General features: G+C 34.8%; 17 protein-coding genes. 2 read left to right on the top strand and 15 right to left on the bottom strand.

Annotated features, from left to right (window positions below; genetic code table 11):
• Nucleotides 1-52: 52 nt before the first annotated feature.
• Nucleotides 53-292, top strand: coding sequence for a hypothetical protein (locus GFU89_RS00360; protein WP_002977986.1), 240 nt, complete (start codon nt 53-55; stop codon nt 290-292).
• 48 nt (nt 293-340) lie between these two features.
• On the opposite strand, the gene GFU89_RS00355 is transcribed toward GFU89_RS00360, so the two are convergent.
• The 6 genes from GFU89_RS00355 to dnaN all read right to left on the bottom strand — a co-directional run bounded on the left by GFU89_RS00355 (nt 341) and on the right by dnaN (nt 7,615).
• Nucleotides 341-751 (bottom strand): META domain-containing protein, encoded by a 411-nt coding sequence (locus GFU89_RS00355; RefSeq protein WP_318845236.1) that lies wholly within the window; start codon nt 749-751, stop codon nt 341-343.
• A 514-nt stretch (nt 752-1,265) separates the two neighbouring features.
• Nucleotides 1,266-3,668, bottom strand: coding sequence for a phenylalanine--tRNA ligase subunit beta (pheT, locus tag GFU89_RS00350; RefSeq protein ID WP_318845235.1), 2,403 nt, complete (start codon nt 3,666-3,668; stop codon nt 1,266-1,268).
• A 207-nt stretch (nt 3,669-3,875) separates the two neighbouring features.
• On the bottom strand, nt 3,876-4,493 hold the full coding sequence (locus tag GFU89_RS00345; RefSeq protein ID WP_318845234.1) for a DUF417 family protein: 618 nt from the start codon (nt 4,491-4,493) through the stop codon (nt 3,876-3,878).
• Nucleotides 4,494-4,557: 64 nt separating this feature from the next.
• On the bottom strand, nt 4,558-5,388 hold the full coding sequence (locus GFU89_RS00340; protein WP_318845233.1) for a helix-turn-helix domain-containing protein: 831 nt from the start codon (nt 5,386-5,388) through the stop codon (nt 4,558-4,560).
• Nucleotides 5,389-5,449: 61 nt separating this feature from the next.
• Nucleotides 5,450-6,283 (bottom strand): M23 family metallopeptidase, encoded by an 834-nt coding sequence (locus GFU89_RS00335; protein WP_318845232.1) that lies wholly within the window; start codon nt 6,281-6,283, stop codon nt 5,450-5,452.
• A 201-nt stretch (nt 6,284-6,484) separates the two neighbouring features.
• Nucleotides 6,485-7,615 carry a DNA polymerase III subunit beta gene (gene dnaN / locus GFU89_RS00330; protein ID WP_318845231.1) on the bottom strand — a complete coding sequence of 377 codons (1,131 nt, stop codon included), beginning with the start codon at nt 7,613-7,615 and terminating at the stop codon, nt 6,485-6,487.
• 332 nt (nt 7,616-7,947) lie between these two features.
• Here dnaN and GFU89_RS00325 point away from each other — a divergent pair, with 332 nt between their 5' ends.
• The gene (locus GFU89_RS00325) at nt 7,948-8,304 is read left to right on the top strand and encodes a diacylglycerol kinase family protein (RefSeq protein WP_318845230.1); all 357 of its coding nucleotides are present in this window, start codon (nt 7,948-7,950) and stop codon (nt 8,302-8,304) included.
• 136 nt (nt 8,305-8,440) lie between these two features.
• On the opposite strand, the gene GFU89_RS00320 is transcribed toward GFU89_RS00325, so the two are convergent.
• The 9 genes from GFU89_RS00320 to GFU89_RS00280 all read right to left on the bottom strand — a co-directional run bounded on the left by GFU89_RS00320 (nt 8,441) and on the right by GFU89_RS00280 (nt 18,956).
• Nucleotides 8,441-8,899, bottom strand: a complete 459-nt coding sequence (locus tag GFU89_RS00320; RefSeq protein ID WP_318845229.1) for a GyrI-like domain-containing protein — start codon at nt 8,897-8,899, stop codon at nt 8,441-8,443.
• 162 nt (nt 8,900-9,061) lie between these two features.
• On the bottom strand, nt 9,062-9,394 hold the full coding sequence (locus GFU89_RS00315; protein WP_318845228.1) for a gamma-glutamylcyclotransferase family protein: 333 nt from the start codon (nt 9,392-9,394) through the stop codon (nt 9,062-9,064).
• Nucleotides 9,394-10,023, bottom strand: coding sequence for an SGNH/GDSL hydrolase family protein (locus GFU89_RS00310; RefSeq protein ID WP_318845227.1), 630 nt, complete (start codon nt 10,021-10,023; stop codon nt 9,394-9,396). The genes GFU89_RS00315 and GFU89_RS00310 overlap by 1 nt, the downstream gene beginning before the upstream one ends.
• Before the next feature lie 334 nt (nt 10,024-10,357).
• Nucleotides 10,358-10,771, bottom strand: a complete 414-nt coding sequence (locus tag GFU89_RS00305) for a ribonuclease inhibitor (protein WP_318845226.1) — start codon at nt 10,769-10,771, stop codon at nt 10,358-10,360.
• Entirely contained in the window at nt 10,752-14,447 is a 3,696-nt protein-coding gene (locus GFU89_RS00300; protein WP_318845225.1) for a phosphoribosylformylglycinamidine synthase, read from the bottom strand. The genes GFU89_RS00305 and GFU89_RS00300 overlap by 20 nt, the downstream gene beginning before the upstream one ends.
• Before the next feature lie 183 nt (nt 14,448-14,630).
• Entirely contained in the window at nt 14,631-15,605 is a 975-nt protein-coding gene (locus GFU89_RS00295; protein WP_318845224.1) for a WG repeat-containing protein, read from the bottom strand.
• 51 nt (nt 15,606-15,656) lie between these two features.
• Nucleotides 15,657-17,084: an adenylosuccinate lyase gene (gene purB, locus GFU89_RS00290; RefSeq protein ID WP_047377647.1), complete on the bottom strand. Its 1,428-nt coding sequence runs from the start codon at nt 17,082-17,084 to the stop codon at nt 15,657-15,659.
• Between the two features lie 389 nt (nt 17,085-17,473).
• Nucleotides 17,474-17,614 carry a bacteriocin-like protein gene (locus GFU89_RS00285; protein ID WP_153816321.1) on the bottom strand — a complete coding sequence of 47 codons (141 nt, stop codon included), beginning with the start codon at nt 17,612-17,614 and terminating at the stop codon, nt 17,474-17,476.
• A gap of 994 nt (nt 17,615-18,608) precedes the next feature.
• The gene (locus GFU89_RS00280) at nt 18,609-18,956 is read right to left on the bottom strand and encodes a hypothetical protein (RefSeq protein WP_318845223.1); all 348 of its coding nucleotides are present in this window, start codon (nt 18,954-18,956) and stop codon (nt 18,609-18,611) included.
• Nucleotides 18,957-18,975 lie beyond the last annotated feature (19 nt).

Here is an 18,975-nt window from a genome sequence, read left to right as displayed (position 1 = left end):
TTTTAAAGTCAATAATTTTATTTATCTTTGAGAAAGTTAAAACATTAAAAAAATGAAATTACCAAAGTTTTTATTAGCAGATAATTCGGAGTTTCCAGAAGATCTATTCGTAGTTCATACAGAATACCCAAGATTTATCTTAAACGTTGAGGAAGAAGAAGTTGAGTGGTTAGATGATCTTGAAGGTGATGATGAAGAAACTATGGCAGACGAAGCTACTAAGGTAGTAGAAGCAGCGTTTAAATGGTGCGACGAAGAGTTGGCTAAGTACGACGAAGAAGAGGAAGATTAATAACACTCTAAACATAAAAAAGGAACTCAATTGAGTTCCTTTTGTTTTTTATTCTGATTTTGTAAATTTCAATAATAAGAGATTATCTTTATACAATTCTAAAGTATTCCCGGAAATCACATATTTGTTTGCTTTTCCCATCATATCCATAAAGTTCTGCTCTACTCCGATGTTGTTGCACATCATTTTTGTAGATCCCATCTGTCCGGCTATAAATCCTCCTGTAGACGGATCTACGGTTGCTGTTCCGAAATAATTATTACATCCTGCATTCCCTGTGATCTTCTCTCCTTCAATATTCAATGTCGGAACTTTTCCTTTTACCGTTTCAGCCAGTGTCCATTTTGTGTTGGCAAGAGCAGGCTGAGCCTTTCCTACTTTAGACGCAGACGGACTTGTCATACTTCCACATGAAGCCAATACTGCAGCTGTACATATACTTAAAAAAAGATTTTTCATTTTTTTCTTTTTGAATTAATCCAAATTTACGGAAATTATATTATTTAAACGGGCTGCGGCGAATTTTATTATTCTTTAACACCTGATATTTTGAATAATTTTCTAGTTGTTTTTTAGAATAAAAGATATCATTGCTACTGTAAATTGGAAATCGAAAAGACGCAAATTTATTACTATTCAAGGGCTAAGGTCATCTTCAATAAAATTTTACGGTGCCTTTGTCATTCCGAAGGAATCTCTATTACAATTAGCTTATAAAGAGTTCTGAGACTCCTACGGAGTGACAAGGATTGTGGATAGACCAGAGACCGAATCATAAGAAAATATGCAATAAAATTCAATAGGAACGGGTTGTAATCCTAAGCATAGTCGAAGGAATCCCTTTTACTTAAAATTAACATTCAAATGGCTTTAGCCGAAACCTATTAATACAGATATATTTTTAAGATTAAAAACAAAAAACGGACTTGAAAAAAGTCCGTTTCTGTTATATTGAAATATGTATTTTCAAGTATTAAGATCTCAACTCAGCGTTGAATTCTTTCTGGAAAGATTTGATCAGAGAATCCATTACTTCTGTAATCTCTTTTTCTTCCAATGTTTTTTCTTCGTTTAACAACTCGAAGCTCATTGCATAAGACTTCTTACCTTCAGGAAGATTTTTACCTTCATACACGTCGAATAGGTTAACACTCTTAATGAATGGAGATTTATTCTTTTTAGCCGTTTGATATAAATCCTGATAGTTTACATTTTTATCAATCAATAAAGCTAAGTCTCTTCTGATTTTATTGAATTTCGGAATGTCTTTGAATTTAAGTTCGTTTTTAGAACGTAGTTCCTGAGCATATTCCAGTTCAATTTCTGCATAGAAACAATCCTGATCAATATCAAAGTCTTTTAATAAAGCTGGAGCTACTTTTCCGATTCTTACCAGTGCTTTGCCATTTGCTTCATATACCAATGCATCAGAGAATCTTTCATCAGACAGAGCAACTTCTTTATAATCTACAGCCAGTCTTTCCAATAAAACTTTTACATAAGCTTTAAGGTTATAGAAACTTACAGCAGATTTAGGCTGAAGCCAGTTTTCTGCAACATCTCTTCCGGAAACCAACAAAGCCAGTTGTTTTCTTTCTTCGTACTTATCTTTTTTGTGATAAATTTTCCCTAGTTCGAAGAATTTAATGTCCTGATTCTTTCTGTTGATGTTATATACTGTATTCTGAAGAAGTCCTTCCAATAAAGACTTTCTCATGAATGCTAAATCTCCGCTTAACGGATTTAACAGTTTCACGGCATCAGTTTCGTCTTTTACAGAAGTCAATGAGTTATTCATTACTTCATTGAAGCCAATGCTCTGTAAAGTTCTTGCCCAGCTGTTTTCAAGTTCGTCCTGATCGTTAGCACTAAGCTTAACAGGTGTAAACGAAAATTTCTGCGGAGCATCTATTTTGTTGTATCCGTAGATTCTTAAGATCTCTTCAATAACATCAATTTCTCTTGTTACATCTGCTCTGTAAGCAGGAACAGAGATTTCAAAACCGTTAGGGATTTCATTTAAAACCTGGATTTCCAAAGCTTTTAAGATTTCCTTTACTTTTTCTCTGTGAATTTTTGTTCCTAAAATCTGCTCAATTTTAGAAAATCTGATGATCACATAGTTGTCTTCTATTTTCTTAGGATATTCTTCCAATAGGTCTCCAACTAATTTTCCTTCAGCAATTTCCTGAATCATTTTAATAGCGTGAGTAATTGCCGTTCTTGTAAGATTCGGGTCTACTCCTCTTTCAAATCTGAAAGAAGCATCTGTATTCAAGCTGTGGGCTTTTGCTCCTTTTCTTACTGCAATCGGATTGAAATAAGCACTTTCAAGGAATATCGTTTTTGTAGTTTCTGATACTCCGGAATTCGCACCACCGAATACTCCGGCAATACACATTGGATTATCTTTACCGTCTTTGATCATGATTTCAGAACCATTCAATGTTCTTTCAACTCCATCTAAAGTGGTAAATTTTGTTCCCGGTTTTACGACACCTACTTTCACTTTCTTATCTGCAATTTTATCTGCATCAAATGCGTGAAGCGGCTGTCCGTATCCGTGAAGAATATAGTTGGTAATATCTACAACGTTATTAATCGGGCTTAGTCCGATCGCTTTTAGTCTGTCTTTTAACCAAGATGGAGATTCTGCTACTTTTACATCTTCAATCACTGCTCCAATGTATCTTGGACACAATTCAGCATCTTCAATTTCCAGAGTGAAATCATGAGTTCCCTCATTATTCAAAGCTTCAGAAGCTACTTTATTAAATTGTGATTTCAGTTGATTGGTAGAAAGATAAGCATGTAAATCTCTTGCAACCCCATAGTGAGACATTGCATCTGTTCTGTTCGGTGTTAACCCGATTTCAAACACCTCATCATTGGTAAGTTCAAAATAGTCAGCAAAGTTTTTCCCTACTTCATATTTAGTTTCATCCAGCACCATGATTCCTCCGTGATCTTCACTAAGACCCAATTCATCTTCGGCACAGATCATTCCCTGAGAAACCTCGCTTCTTATTTTTGCTTCTTTAATTTCAAAAAAGTTTCCTGTTTTGTCATAGATTTTTGTTCCAACAACGGCTACAGGAACCGTCTGTCCTGCTTCTACGTTAGGAGCTCCGCAAACAATATTCAATATTTTTCCGTTTCCTACGTCTACTGTTGTCTTCTTCAGTTTGTCAGCATTCGGATGCTTTTCGCAGGTTAATACTTTACCTACAACAATTCCTTCCAAGCTGCCTCTTACGCTTTCAAATTTATCTATCCCTTCAACCTCAAGACCTATATCTGTAAGGAATTCACCGATTCTTTCAGTTTTTGATTCCGTTTTTACAAAGTCCTTCAGCCAGTTGTTTGATATTTTCATTTGTTAATCTATCTACTTATTTAATTCGTCAAATGAGCCTTTCGGTTTCATCTGCACTATTTTGAAATTTTTATTTGAAATTCCACACCATATTCAAGTGTGATTTTTCGAGCTACAAATGTCGTGTTTTTTTGAGAAATAGAGAAATTTAGAAGCGACTTTAAGATAATTAATTTTTATTAATAGTTCTGCTTCTGATTGGGAAATCTATTGATCAGATGGTCTCACTACTTTCTTCAGGCTATCAGAAAATAATACCAATCCTCCGGCCATCATGATAATATCTTTCAACACCAAACGCCCTGCTCCTGACAGATAGGGAAATCCAAACTGTGGTGTGGCATAATCTCCACCCAGATTCGGTACATATACTTCGGGAGTGGTTCCTAAAAATGACAGGGTAACCAATGACATTAAAAACGTTAAAGCTCCTCCTACTGCTCCGATTTTAGGAAACCAGATTCCTAACAACACCAAAAACCCGATTATCACGATCATTGTTCCCAAACCATAAGAAAATATGTATGTTCTGTTTTCTTTATGCCAATCAATATTTTTCTGGATGACCTTTCCTTCAGGGTTTTTATACAGTGTATATTCTGCAACAAGCTTTTTGTCTTCATTAAGAACTTTATTCCCTGCATTTTTGTAGAAAAAACTCATGAAAGGACTATTGGCTACAAAGGGTACAATTCCTTCAGCTTCGTAATGGAATGCCTTTAAGCCTCCAATCCAGGCCATAACGATAAAAATTGAAATTCTGAGAAAATTGAAAAACCAGGTATCCAATTGTAATAAACGGTGGTAAAGTCTGTTGTCTTGCATGTGATTTATTTTTTTAACAAAGGTATTCACATGCCTACAGCGCCAACATAGATATTTGAGGACATTACATGGACATTTTCGCCACTATGGAAATTCCTACCTGCTCTCTGTAATTTTTTGGTGAGCAGCCCACCGATTTTTTAAAATACCTGCTGAAGTAAAATTCATCGGCAAATCCCAGTTCTGAAGCGATTTCTTTTACCGATCTATAAGTTAAATGCAGCAATTTCTTGGATTCCAGAATAATTCTTTCATTGATAAGCTGAGTAGGTGTTTTTGCAAATTCTTTTTTTACCGCTTTGCTTAATGTATTATTGGTTATACTTAGCTTGTCACTGTAAAATGAGAGCTCCTTTTCACTTTTAAAATGCGCTTCAAGCAGTTTCTGAAATTCTGCAGCATTTTTATTAGGCAGTTTATCGTTAGAGAACATACTGTTTTCAATACTGCTTTTCTGTTTACTGCCAATAGCAAGGATAAGCTGTATATAGGTTTTGATAATGGATTCTGAAAAATGATGTTTTTCAGATTCTTCTCTTTTGATATGATTAAAAAGCTCAAGAATATAGTTATAGTTTTCTTCTGACAATTCAACACCAGGATTCAGATAAATATTATTGAAAAGAAGTCCGTTGCAGGCCACTTCTTCTTTATGATATTCTATACAGTAATAGTCACCATGGAAGAAAAGCATATGGATATTTTCATCAGATTCCGAAGCCAGTTTCAGTTTTTGATAAGGGGAAAGAAACAGAATATTGTATCCGCTGTAAGAATAATTGATATCATCCACAGAGAAAATACCGGACCCATTCCACAGAACAACACTGTAGTTTTCAGTGGTAAATTCTGATGGAAAATCTGAAGTGTGGTAAGACTGTATTTTTATTTCCATGATAAACTGTTTAAACACGAATTACTCAACTAATTCACAAATGACACGATTTCTATGCTGTTTAATATTCTTTTGAATAGGTTTTCTTCTCTGTCAAATATTCGGTTTTAGTTCCGTTACCGGTTCTGAAAAGGGTTTTGAGGGTATTCTTTTGTTTAGGTTTTGAAGGATCAGGAAGAAAGCATTGAAAATGTAAATGCGGGCCGTTGGTCCAGCCTGTGTTGCCGCTCAATCCTATTAAATCACCTTTTTTAACCTCATCTCCGATTTTAACTTTAACTCCATTTTGTTTCAGGTGAAAATACTCTGCAATGGTTCCATCCGAATGTAGAATTGAAATATAATTAGCCTGATTAGCACAACTTGCTGTAGGACATCCTGTATTATTATTCTGAACAGCATCAATCACTTTACCTTCTCTTGCTGCTGTAATTTCTGTTCCTTCAGGCATTACGAAATCTAAAGAGTTTTCATTCTGGTGAGAAAATATTCCATTGTATCCCTGATAAACATTGAAGGATTTTCCTTTTTGAAAAGGAAGATCATATTTATAGTCAGCATCATAAGTCTTTATTGTTGCATCTCCAGCCAATGTATAATAAGCTGGCATTTTCTTGATTTTCCACCCTTTTTTATTATCATTGACAACAAAATAAGCAATTCTGTTTTTCATTGATTTGGGAGGCAGTACTCTGATCATTTTAAATGCTTCCGGGCTCTTCAGGTTTTCTGTTTCCGGCTGTTCAGAGAACGTGATTGAAATTGGATAGATTTCAATATTATCAGCATAATAAGTGATAATATCTTTCGTATGTTCATAATACATTTTTGCACTCTTTTGCGAAAAAGCCCATAGAGAGCAAATAAGTGATCCGAGAATTGTTAGTTTTTTCATGTTTATTAAAATGTTTTCTTACTATACTTTTGCCTTGAAGCAAAAATATACAAAAGTTCAAGACGGTAATCATCCGCTAAAAATTGAAATGTACTCCTAATTCCTAAGTCAATTCCATTTATTTACAGCTATGAGTCGGATAGCAAGATTACAAAAAAAGCCGGAAAAATTCCAGCTTCTTTTTATTTGTATATGTTAATGTTATAATCCGATTACCGGCATTGACAGCATTAAGATGTTTTCGTTTTCTTCAAGACCATCAAGAGGTTCAATGATCCCAGGTCTGTTAGGTTGAGACATTTTCATAGTGATATCGTCAGATCCTAAGATCGTCAGCATTTCAGTTAAAAATTTAGAACTGAATCCGATATTGATATCTTCTCCATTGTAGTCACAAGGAATCTGCATGTCTGCTTTGTTTGCATATTCAGTATCTTCTGCATGAAGGTGAAGAATATTTCCGGAAAGCTTGAATCTTACCTGGTTGGTAGATTTGTTAGACATGATAGATGCTCTTTTGATCGCTCCTAATAAAAGGTTTCTGTTGATTGTCAATACATTTGGATTTTCCTTTGGAATTACCGCTGTATAGTTTGGATATTTTCCGTCAATCAGTCTACAGATCCAGATATGCTTACCAAAAGTAAACTTAGCCATATTCTCATTGAAGTCGATATTAACGTCTTCATTGGAACTTGCCAGGATATTTTTGAAAATGTTCAGAGGTTTTTTAGGCATGATAAACTCCATTGGCTCAGCATTCATAAGGTCTGCTCTTTTGTACACCACCAATCTGTGGGAGTCTGTAGAAACGAAATTGGTTTCATTTTCTCCAAACTGGAAAAGAACTCCTGTCATTACCGGACGAAGAGAATCATTACTTGTCGCAAATAGGGTGTTTGTCAACGCTTCAGACAAAACTCCAGCCGGCATTGTAACACTTTGTGAAGCGTCAAATTCCGGTAATTCAGGATAGTCATCAGCATTGTCTAATGCTACTGCGAAATTATCTTTTTCATCTAAAATCTCAAGCTGGCTTCCCGTACCTTCGGCATTGTCTTTTACAACAAATGTCAGAGGCTGTTCACCATAGGTCTTGATAAAATCCTGAAAAATTTTAGCAGGAACAGCAAATTTACCTGTATCATCAGACTTTACTTCCAGAGAAGTAACAAGAGTTGTCTCGCCGTCAGATGCTGTAATGGTAACATTATTTCCGTCTAATTCAAAAAGATAGTTTTCTAAAATCGGTCTCGATTGAGAGCTTGATATTACGCCACTTACAGTTTGCAACGCCTTCTGCAGTTCACCACTTGAAATAATAAATTTCATAGATTTATAAAATAAGTTTCTACAAATATAATAAATAGATACAATAAAGAAAAGAATAATATGGAGTAGTTTTTCACAAATATCCTTAATCTGTTTTGAACCTTGATATTATGCTTAAATTTCTTTTGATCGTATAATTTCCATTAAAATATTCACTTTATTCCAATTTACATTTATACTTTTCTTCCTCAAAACTTCTTAAAACACCAGTTTTAGAGGCAAAACACAATAAATACTGTTCATTTTCTTTTATAATACCACATTTCGAATATAAAAGATAATCCATAGCAATCAAAATACAAAGCCTATCTTTGTATGAAAAGTTCAAAATCATGCAAAAACCTCCCATTCATAAAAGTTTTCTCAATGCTTTCCGGGGTGTTTTCATGATGATAAAAACAGAAAGAAATTTTCAGATCGAGCTTGTGGCTTTCTTTGTGAATCTCTTCTTTATTTTTTATTTTAAACTAACGAGCACAGATGCAGCATTGGTTCTTATGGCCTCTTTTGCCGTTTTAAGTGCCGAAATTTTCAATACGGCTATTGAAAAGATCTGTGATATCATTCAGCCTGATTTCGACAAAAGAATTGGCTTTATTAAAGATATTGCTGCGGGAGCTGTTATACTGACAGCCATTGCATCGGTAATTGTTGGGGTCTTGGTATATTGGAAATATGTTTTCGGGTAAGATCTAACGAATGGGGATGTTAATGGGGGATTTTAACCACCCCGTCAAAAATTCTTTGAATTTTTGCCACCCCTCCAGAGGAGGGGAATTTCACGTCTTCAGTTCAAAAGCTGTGAAGATGAGAAGTCTTTTTTTCTTATTTTACAGCGATTAAAATATCTACTTTGGCATCTGACGGATTCTGTGCTTTTTCTCCATAGATTTCAAAATCGGCAGTAAATATTCTTCCGAGATCCATTTCCCAGATTTTCAGCCATTCATTGAAGACCAAACCTTTTGAAAGGTCTCCTTTTGTGGTAAATTTCACGTAATCTCCACCGTCAAAAGAATAACCTGCCATTCCTTCAGGAATATTGTCAAGGTTTTCCACTTTACATCCAAGAACTGTTGTATAAGGCTTAGTGTGGTCTTTTTCGTAATCTGTATAGATGGAATAAATGGTATTGTCAATCTTATTTGGAATCATATTCAGAATATTTTCATTCATCAATTTTTCCCATAAGACTGGAATGTCTTTGGCTGCCTGTCCATTTTCATTGGTTGTTCTTACTGTGATCCCGATGACCTTAAAAGGTTCTACTTTCATGTTATTCATTTCTTGATTTTTTGTTGCGTGACAAAGATAGAGACAGGTTGTGACAAGGGTATGTCAGTAGTTTTTTTTAAGTTTTGGCTAAAGCCCACTTCTATTGAATATTTTGTCTCGTAAATTTGAATAGTAAAGTTTGTTGAGATTACTTCGCTTTACTCACAATGACTATTTTCCGACGTAAATAAATCCTTTCTTTCCTGATTTAAAAACGGTTTCAATTCTTTTGTAATCATCTACTTCATATTCGTCTGCCTGAAGGATTTCTACTTCTGTTACTTGAAAAAGCACACCTTCTATCAGATCTTCATCATTCCCTGAAAATTCCAGTACCGGATGGTATTTCTGACTGCTTTTCCGCAATACTTCAGGATCTTTAATTTCAAGCATGTTCAATTTGTAACCTGATAAGATGTCTTTTTCACCTTGTAAAAGTCTTCCAAAGGTTTCCATCTGAACCTGTTCTTTCTGTAAGGTTCCGTAAGAAAATAAATTTGGCATTATAAATATTTTTCAATAATCGGAATTGCCACTTCAGCCATCATTCCATAACCTTTTTCGTTGGGATGTACTCCGTCTGCAGATAATAGAATCTCTTTGTCTTCCAGGAAAGCAGAATAAAAATCAATATATCCCAGTGCATTTTCTGCTGCAAGATCTTTAAGGATTTGATTATAGACAACAACATCTCCGTTGATTCTTTTTTTCCCGGAACTTACCACCACTCCATCTATTTTTTGAGAGAAAGGAAGAATGCTTACAAGATAAATTTCATTGGAAAATTCCTTGGCATGCGTTATGGCAGTACTCATATTGTTTTTAAATTTTTCAGGATCTACGATCTGTACTCCGTCTTTTATGGCAAGATCATTGGCTCCAAAACTTAAAAAAACGATATTTCCATCATTTGAGTTTCTTGCATTGAGCTCGTGGGGAATTCTTTTCAGCAATCCTTCTGTAGTTTCTCCTCCGATTCCTAAATTGAATAAGATCAGTTCATCTCCATTTCCTTCGTGAAATTGCTGTAAGGCATATCTTTTCAAAATATCTACCCAGCCTCCAAAAATTCCGTCATATTCTCCATAAGTAATGCTGTCACCAAAGAACAGCCCGTAAATAATTTTCTTCATTCAACTTTTATTGTTTCCTTTTTGTTAAAGTAAAAATAGTGAGAAAAATCATTAATATCTTTCAACTTGCGTAGTTTTTAACGCAAAAGGCGCTAAGTATTTATATTTAATTCTTATGTTTTCGTTCGCAAAGGCGCTTCACTCAGCAATAGACTTATTTTTACCCTTGTTGCACGAAGTGATTTGAATCATTAAGATTTTATAAGAAGTGAAGAATTATTAAAATAAAAGCTAAAGCCACTATTAAGGAGAATGCCTTATTCATCGTAATAAATCTTAACTTACCTTAAAAACTTTACTATTCTTAATGGTTTAAGATTCTTCTAATTACTTATCATTCCAGCCTCAATGTAATATTGCTGTGTGATTCTATAATTTCCACCAGGATATCAAAAAGAGTCTGCCCTTTCCCTTCGGTCAAATCATCTAATTTCTGCTGAATCAATTCTATATTGAAGGGTTTTCCCTGTCTGATCTTATTTTCGTAAAATTCCTGAGTTGTCTGAAGTCCCAAATCTTCTTTTGATTTCAGTGATTCTTTCCAGATGATTTCAATTTCTTCTTTATTTTCAAATACTCCGAAACCGCCGTAGAGAATATCATCAAAGCCGTCCAGCGTTCCTACTTTCCAATCTGTCTCTTTCATCAGAACATTGGAAGCTTCTTCGTAGAAACCGGCTAAAGACGAAAAATGACCGCCATGGATGACGATCATTTTTCTTGTATTCTTATTTGAAGTATTCAACACCGTTTTTGAATATATTGTGATAATTCGCGGTTGGTATATTTTTCATGAGACCTTCAGCAAATCGTTCCGGGTGTCCCATTCTTCCATAGATCTTTCCACATGGGCTGGTGACTCCTTCGATTCCGAATAGTGAGTTATTCGGGTTGAAAGGCATCCCATGAGCAATGTTTCCATCAAAATCTATGTATTGGGTAGCAATCTGCCCGTTTTCATACAGCTTTTTGATTTCTTCTTCTGAAGCCATGAAACGTCCTTCTCCGTGAGAAATCGGAATGGTAAAAGTCTGACCTTTCATTCCTTTTAACCAAGGGCTTTCGTCGTTCACCACTTTCACCGTTACCATCTGAGAGATGTGTCTTCTGATGGCATTGTGTGCTAGTGTTGGAGAGTTTTCATCCAGATCTTTGATTCTTCCGTATGGTAATAATCCTGACTTCACAAGCGCCTGGAATCCGTTACAGATACCGATGATCATACCATCTCTGTCTAATAGTTCATGAACTGCGTTTTTCATTTTCTCGTTTTTCAGAACGTTAACAATGAATTTTGCAGAACCATCCGGCTCGTCCCCTGCAGAGAAACCACCTGAGAATGCCAGAATCTGAGATGTTCTGATTTCTTCTACCCATGCATCAATACTTTCTTCCAATAATTGGTGATTGATATTGATCAAAGGCAGGCTGCTCACTACAGCACCTTCTTTCTGGAATGCATTCAGCGTGTCATACTCACAGTTGGTTCCTGGGAATACCGGAGCAAAAACTTTCGGTTGAGCAATTCCGTGTTTTTTAATGATAATATTTCTTGGGTGGATTGAGTTTGACTGTTTATCAATTTCAACCGTCATCTTTTCTTTTTCTACTGTTGGGAAAAGGTTTTCGAATGTATTTGTATTGGCAGATACAAGGTCTACGATATTGGATTCAAGACCGTTGATTTTTACAATACCTGAGTCTTTTACTTCTCCGATAAACTGAAGAGCAGCTAAGCTTAATTCTTCTTTTGCTTCAATGATTAAGCTACCAATATTTTTAGCCAATAAAATGTTTTCATCAGCATTAATTTCAGCCCCTAATCTGTTTCCGAAGCTCATTTTTGCTAAAGCTACTGCAAGACCTCCTTCTTTCACTGTTTTCACAGAAACAATTTTACCTGCTTTGATATTTTCGAAAATGAATTCAAAAACGTCTTTTAAAGCATTGTAGTTTGGAAGCCCGTTTTCCTGGGCAATGTGATTGAAGAAATATAGTTTGTTTCCTGCATTTTTCAATTCAGGAGAGATGATGTTTTCTTTATCTCCGTTGGCACATGCAAAAGAAATCAAAGTTGGCGGAACATTCAGATCCTGGTATGTTCCACTCATGGAATCTTTCCCTCCGATTGCTGCAAGACCTAAATTGATCTGTGCATCATAAGCTCCTAAAAGAGAAGCTAAAGGTTTACCCCATTTTTCAGGACTCTGTCCTAATTTCTCAAAATATTCCTGGAAGCTTAGTCTGATGTTTTTATAATCACCTCCCATCGCTACAATCTTCGCAACACTCTCTACTACAGCATAAGATGATCCTAACAGTGAGTTTTGTTTTGAAATTTCAGCATCGAATCCCCAGCTTGCCAAAGAAACAGTTTTAATATCTTTTGCTCCTAAAATAGGGAGTGTCTGCACACTTCCTTCCATCAGGGTTTGCTGATATTTTCCTCCTAAAGGCATAGCAACTGTAGTTGCGCCAATTGAAGAGTCGAACATTTCCAACAATCCTTTTTGGGAAGCTACGTTTTTGTCTTTTAAGATGTTCAGGAAGTTTTCTGCTGTGAAAGCTTTAGTTTCTTCTTTTACTTCTTCAAGGTGAGTGATTTTCACTTCCTGAGATTTTGAACATCCGTTGGTATCTAAGAAAGCTCTTGAAAGGTCTACAATTTTGTCTCCTTTCCAGAACATCTGCATTCTTCCTGAATCTGTTACTGTTGCTACTTCTACGGCAACAATGTTTTCAGCTTCACAGAATTTGATGAACTGTTCTTTATCTTTCGGATCTACAACTACCGCCATTCTTTCCTGAGATTCAGAAATTGCCAGTTCGGTACCGTTTAATCCTTCATATTTTAATGGTAATACATCAAGGTTTACTTCTAAAGAGTCTGCAATTTCTCCAATTGCCACAGAAACACCTCCTGCTCCGAAGTCATTTGATTTTTTGATCAGCTTCGTTACTTCAGGATTCCTGAATAGTCTTTGAATTTTACGTTCTTCTACCGCATTTCCTTTCTGCACTTCTGAACTCATCGTATGGATAGAAGTTTCGTCCTGTTCTTTTGAACTTCCGCTTGCTCCTCCTACTCCGTCACGACCTGTTGCTCCTCCTAAAATGATAATAGAATCACCGTTGGCAGGTTTCTCACGTCTTACCCAACCTACAGGAACAGCTCCGGTAACGAAACCAACTTCCATTCTTTTCGCTTTATACCCTTCGTCATAGATTTCAGAAACCATTGTCGTAGCAAGACCAATCTGGTTACCATAAGATGAGTATCCGTTGGCAGCCTGTTTTGTAATGGTTTTCTGAGGTAATTTTCCTGGTAATGTCTTATCAACCGGTTCTAAAACGTCTGCAGCACCTGTTAACCTCATCGCCTGGAATACAAACGATCTTCCGGATAATGGATCTCTGATCGCTCCTCCCAAACAAGTGGAAGCACCTCCGAAAGGTTCAATTTCCGTAGGGTGATTGTGTGTTTCGTTTTTGAATAATAAATACCAAGGTTCTTTTTTACCATCGTATTCTGCTTCGATCTGGATGGTACAAGCATTGATCTCGTCAGAAATTACAAGGTTATCAAGATTCCCTGTTTTGTGAAAATATTTTCCGCATACTGTTGCCAGATCCATTAAGGAAATCGGCTTTAGCTCACGGCCTAAGAATTTTCTTTTTTCGATATAATCATTGAAAATAGTTTCCAATGTATGTTTAAAATCTCCTTCAAACTGAATGTCTGACAATTCTGTTTCGAACGTAGTGTGACGGCAGTGGTCACTCCAATACGTATCTAATACTTTTAATTCTGTTTCCGTAGGATTTCTTTCTTCAGTTTTGAAGTATTCCTGAATGAATTTCAAGTCGTCTAATCCTAATGCAAAACCGTGATTGTTGTAGAAGTTTTCAAGTTCTGCATCATTGAAATTGATAAAGTTTTCGTGGATTAAAACTTTTGATGGCGTTTCATCTGCAGGAATATCCAGAATTGATAAGTCTTTTTCCTGAGATTCTACTTTGTTGATCAAAAGGTCTTTGATTTTCACCAAATCGGCTTCAGATACTCCTTCAAATTCGATCAGTTTTCCACTTCTTACTTTTGATTTTTCATTTTCTGTCAGCAAAGCGATACACTGCTGTGCAGAATCTGCTCTCTGATCATACTGACCAGGTAAAAACTCCATTCCGAAATGAATAGTTTTTGCCGGGTTTTCTGTATGTAAAATATCAGTAACAGGGTCTACGAAAGTATTGTTTACTACTTTTTCAAATTCTCCGTCATTCAAATTGAAAATATCATATACATTGTATACTTTCACGCTTTGAACTCCCGGGACAACCGCTTTTACTTCATCAAAAATTTTTGGACTTTCAACATCGAAAATTCCTCTTTTTTCTACGAAAATTCTTTTGTTATTAGACATTAGATGTCAGATTTTTAATATTAGATTTATTTTTCTTTTACTTTTTCTGAACTTAAAGTTTCTTTCTTTAAATCCTTCTATATTGGATATTTTTGAAAGAGATTTTCCCTTCAACCATTATTCCATACAAATTTAAAGGAATAAGTTTATCTTCTTCAAATTTGAGCCCTGGAATTTCCAATTTTATTTATTGTTTCTAAATTTATTCGGATTATCCTTATGTTCTTTCTGATAGTCCTCTGCATTTTTAATTTCTTTTTTCAGCCAGTTTTCAAAAGGAACTTTCTTTTCATTAAAATCCTCAATGGCGTAAAATGTTTTACCATCTTCTGAAACCAGGAATTTGAAACGATAAAGCATATCCAAGTCTTTCTTCCTGTCATTATAAGTATTCACCTGATAATAGGAAAAGTTTTCTTTTGGTCTTTCTACAATTTCAAAAAACAGATTCTTTTCCTTTTCAGATAACTTATCATAAAAATTTACATAGTAAAGGTCTGAAAGCTTTTTCTTCTGCTTTTCAAAGAACTGAAGAATATTCTTCTCTTTTTCATTGTACTGAAATGGATTTGGATAAAATTTCCCATCTACTTCAACTTCATCACCTGATTGTTTTGCAACTGGCTGAACGGTTTGTCCTTTGGTATTCATCACTCCCCACTTTCCACCTACAATAGATCTGTGCTCATCATTGTTTTTTTCCCAATCACAGCCGTCACAAAATGCAGCATATCCATAATTAAAGGGTGATGCAAAATCGTGTTCAGCTTCAATAATGATCTTACCGTTACGGTCTGCAAATCCTACTTTCCCATTTTTAACCAATCTCCTCACTCCTTCTGAGAAGTAATCTGCACCATTGTCATAAAGAAAAGGTTGATACAGGAATTTTCCATTTTTATCATAGACATATCCCCATGCATTTTTCTCTGGTTTTTCGCCCTCTTTACTGCCATCAAAAAGAATAGTTTCTCCTTCTACCGGATCTCCATCTTTAAGATATGAAAAGACTTTGAACTCTGCAGGAACAATTATTTTTCCGGCTTTATTTTTTACTCCAACCAGAGAGTCTTTGGATTTGAAATAATATAAAGCTTCTTTTCCCTGAGAAAAAGAAAGCATTGGTATTAATACAATGGTTACCAGTAGTTTTTTCATATTAATTAAGGTTGGAAATAAAATATGCAGCCCAAAAGACTGCATATTGTTTTATACTTTAAGATCAGCTTCCAATCCTATTAAGTCTTTGTTTTGGTCTATAATCGGCTGTACCTCGTTTTTGACGAATTCCTCCGTCTGGATCGGCGCGAAACCAATAAAGTTTTTAGGATCTAAAACTTCTTTCAGTTTTGATTTGTCTAGTTTTAAAGAATCATCGTTTAAGATTCTTTCGATAAGGTCGTTTTCTTTTCCTTCTTCTTTCACTTTCTTGGAAGCTTCCATAGAGTGAACTCTGATTACTTCGTGGATTTCCTGACGGTCACCACCAGCTTTTACTTCTTCCATGATGATATATTCTGTCGCCATGAAAGGAAGTTCTTCCATAATATGCTTGTTGATTCTGTTCGGATATACTACAATTCCGTTCATGATGTTGTTCCAGATCAATAGAATAGCATCAACTGCTAAAAATGCCTGAGGAATTGTTAATCTCTTGTTGGCAGAGTCATCCAATGTTCTTTCAAACCATTGTGTAGAAGCTACCATTGCAGAACTTGTTGTCAAAGACATTACGTATTTTGCCAATGCTCCGATTCTTTCGCTTCTCATCGGGTTACGTTTGTAAGCCATTGCAGATGAACCGATCTGGTTTTTCTCGAATGGTTCTTCAATTTCCTTAAGGTTCTGAAGTAAACGTAAGTCGTTTGTGAATTTGTGAGCAGATTGTGCAATATTTCCTAATAAAGCAACTACTTTAGCATCAATTTTTCTATCGTAAGTCTGTCCGGAAACGCCGAAAACTTTATCGAAACCGAATCTTTTTGAAAGTTCTTTATCTAAGTGTTTTACTTTAGAATAATCTCCGTTGAAAAGCTCAAGGAAACTTGCAGCTGTTCCTGTAGTTCCTTTTACTCCTCTGAAACGAAGTGTTTCAAGGAAGAAGTCCAATTCTTCGATGTCAAGAACCAAACTCTGTAACCAAAGTGTAGCTCTTTTCCCAACCGTTGTTAACTGAGCTGGCTGGAAGTGTGTGAATCCTAAAGTGGGAAGGTCTTTATACTGAATAGCAAAGTCTGCTAAGTTCTTCATTACGTTAACCAACTTTTTCTTTAAGATTAAAAGTCCGTCACGGATCTGAATTAAGTCTGTATTGTCTCCTACAAAAGCTGAAGTTGCTCCCAGGTGGATAATTCCTTTTGCTGAAGGCGCCACATCACCATAAGCGTGAACGTGAGCCATTACATCATGACGGAATTTCTTTTCATACTCTGCTGCTTTCTCATAATCGATATTTTCAGCATTAGCTTTTAACTCAGCGATCTGCTCGTCTGTAATTTCAAGTCCAAGGTCTTTTTCGATTTCAGCAAGAGCTATCCAAAGTTTTCTCCAATTCTGGAATTTGTTATTGTGTGAGAAGTTAAATAACATTTCTTCACTGGAGTAGCGCTCTTCCAATGGATTTTTGTAGGAATTCATTCGTTCTTTTACTTTTTAGATGTACAAAAATACGGTTTTTCAGTGAGAGATAAAAATCCTGCTTTTATGATTTTTCAACCATATTGCGAATCAAATAAAAGATTTTCATTTATACTTTTGTCTTGAAACAAAAGTATACAAAAGTTCAAGACGGGAATCATCCGCTAAAAATTGAAATGTACTCCTAAAATTTCCAAACCCGCATGAATCAACCGATTCTGCTTCGGTTCTAATATTATTACCCATGCTCAGACAGTGGAAATTTCTTAACGGATTACATTCAAATTTTCTTAACGCTCCTGATTCCTAAGTCGATTGATAAACAGTACATAAAAAGGCTATCCCATTTCTGAGACAGCCTGTTCTTTACATTATTTTCATGAATCAAATTAATCAATAAGTCCGCATGGTGATCCTACAGAAATACATTTTTTCACAAATGAGCACCAGAAGTATCCTGGCAGACACATTGGGATACCCCCTTGAACTGTTTTTAATTCTCTTTTTGAAAGTTTTCTTAGATTTTTCATAGTCTTAATTTTTGATTTTTCTCCTACTCTATATGCTTTTCGGATTACGCTTTAATTTGGTAATACCAATATACATATTTTTCGGATACAAAATATAACTTATTCATTTTATACAACTTACACTAACAACAAGCGTTTATTATCATTAAATGATGGGCATCCATATACAATATAAGTTCTTTAAACTTATGTATGGGACTCAACGTCTGGAGACTTTGCAGCAGCGGATTTATTATTTTTTATAGCTTTTATAAAACTCATATTTGCCCTCATTATTCTTCCTGTAAACAGTAAATTTACCCGTATTGGCCTTTTTAGAGATAGAATCACCAAACTGTAAGGTATCATTTTTAGTATCAGCTATGGTTATACAATAATCGTTACTATAATAAAATTGTAATGATTTGTTTTCATAATTATAAACTCTGATAATTTTTGCCTGTACATTATTTTTATAGAAATAATTGTTATTTAGGAATACTATTCTGTATAGATAAAAATATATAAATGCTAGCAATCCTAACAAAATAGGAATGAAGCGATAATAGCTTTTCATTTTCATAACTATCTAAATTCAGATATTATAAGCTGCAACTAATAAAATTAACATTTTAAAGTAGAAATTTTTATTATGGCTTATTTTTTAACGTTTTATAAAAACTATAATTTCCAGAATTGTCTTTTCTGTAAATCTGGTAATTCTCAGAATTTTTCACTTTATAGATTGAATCATTCACTTTTAGGTCATCCTTATTCTCACTACCTACGTATATGATACATAAAGAATTAAATTCTTTTTCTCTTACAAACTTCACTTGTAGATAACCATCTCCTCGTCCTATATATCTCAAAGATTCAACTTTCCCACGTAGTTCACCAGAATATGTTTTCTTCGTTTGATTATACTTGGCAACAAAAAAACTGTAATAATAGCTAATAATAGCGTAAAAAATAGTAAAATGCTCGAATGCCTTGTTCCATCGAAGAGCTTTTGTTAAGGCACATTCTTTAATGTTTTATAAAACTTATAATCTCCTGAACTATCAATCCGATAGATTTGATAGTTTTCAGAGTCTTTTGCCTTATAAATTGAATCTCCTATTTTTAAATCACTCTCATCAGGGGCATAAATCCAAAAACTGTAATTAAAATCAGAATCTCCAACAAATTTTGCAACCTTAGAGTTTTCAAACTTTCTATTGGATTTTATATCTTTAATTATACCATTTAGCCTCAAAGTATAAAATTTATTGTTCTTATTAACGTTCCAGAAAAACACAAATAATACACTTATACAAATAATTATAATAACAATAATTATATTTCTTTTTTTTAATTTCATATTAGTCTAATCCTACGGT

It is taken from the genome of Chryseobacterium sp. JV558 (assembly GCF_033712365.1).
Taxonomy (GTDB): Bacteria; Bacteroidota; Bacteroidia; order Flavobacteriales; family Weeksellaceae; genus Chryseobacterium.
The sequence above is the reverse complement of the archived record's forward strand: the minus strand, read 5'-3'. Positions and strand labels throughout refer to the sequence as shown.